The 1,247-nt window shown below is 73.3% G+C and carries 2 protein-coding genes; both read right to left on the bottom strand.

Annotation, left to right across the window (positions count from 1 at the left end; genetic code table 11):
* On the bottom strand, positions 1-414 hold a 414-nt coding region (locus G3I65_RS37100; protein ID WP_160700224.1), incomplete at its 3' end, for a hypothetical protein.
* A 53-nt stretch (positions 415-467) separates the two neighbouring features.
* Positions 468-818: an STAS domain-containing protein gene (locus tag G3I65_RS37095; protein WP_160700223.1), complete on the bottom strand. Its 351-nt coding sequence runs from the start codon at positions 816-818 to the stop codon at positions 468-470.
* Positions 819-1,247: the final 429 nt, after the last annotated feature.

Here is a 1,247-nt window from a genome sequence, read left to right as displayed (position 1 = left end):
GGCGACGTCGGCCAGCGCGGCCGCCGGCACCGTCGCGATGTGGACGCGCAGGTCGCGGCAGGCGACGCGGTAGCCGCCGCGGGGGAAGCTGCCGAGGCACACGTCGCCCGGCCCGTAGCGCTCGACGTCCTTGCCCAGCTCGGCGTGGGTCGTGCCGGCGACGAGCGTGCTCACCGACAGGTCGTCGGTGCCTTCCAGCGACAGGGTCACCGCGGACGGCAACGTGAAGTCGACGAAGCTCAGCCCGCGCGCGCTGACCTGGGACAACGCCAGCCCGGACGTGCGGCCGAACGCCGCGGCCTCGCCGGGACGGGCGGTGTACATCCGGCGGATGAACTCCTGCGCCTCGTCCGGGTCGGCCGTCACGAACCTCGACCGTTCGGGCGCGGCGAGGCGTACGGGTTCAGCGGCCATGAGATCGCCCTTCTCCCGGCTGCTGTACCCGCTACGGTACGCGCGCGGGAGAGTCAGCGCTCCGGTGCGAGCGCGGCCGTCAGGGTGGGGTAGACCCGTATGCCCGTGGGCAGTTCGAGGAGCTCGAACAGGCCGGTGACCGGCTTTCCCGCGACCACCCCGAACGACGCGGGGCAGGCCGCGGACCGGCGGTGCAGTTCGTCGATCAGGTGCAGCCCGGCGGCCGAGCAGAACGTCACGCCGTCGAAGTCCGCGACGACCGCCGTCGTGCCGCGGGCGAAGACCTCGCCGAGACGGATCCGGACGGCGGGGACCGTGCCGAGGTCGAGCTCCCCGGCGACGGCCAGCACACCGGTGCCGCCCAGCCGGTGGACGGCGACCGAGACGTTCAGGCGCTCCGGCACTCCAGCTCCACTCGTGACCGCGGATCGTCCGTTCGATTCGAGTGAATCGCCGTGCGGGAACCGGGCGCAGCACCGTGGGCGAACAATGGCGGGCCACGGAACGAAACGGCGCCGTTCAGCAGGATCGGCAGCAGGCAGGCGGAGCTTGTGGAACCGGTTCCGAGGATCGCCCCACGGCGCCGGACTGTCAAGGCTTGACAGGCGGGTGCCGGTGGTATGAACCTTTCTACCGATCGTCCCCGCCGGCCCCCGTGGGCATCCGCCCGGCGCTCAGGGGCGAGCCGGATGACGTCGTCCTGACCGGCGGCGGCTCCGTCCAGTTTCCCGGCCAGGGAGGAACCATGCCCACGAACGCCCCGCCGCGGCCGCGCCGTCGCGGACCCGTCACCCGCCTCGCGACCACGGCCGCCGCACTCGCGGTCGCCGCGC

This window comes from Amycolatopsis sp. SID8362, assembly GCF_010550475.1.
GTDB lineage: Bacteria > Actinomycetota > Actinomycetes > Mycobacteriales > Pseudonocardiaceae > Amycolatopsis > Amycolatopsis eburnea.
Note: the sequence above shows the minus strand (reverse complement) of the source record. Positions and strands in the feature narration are given on the sequence as shown.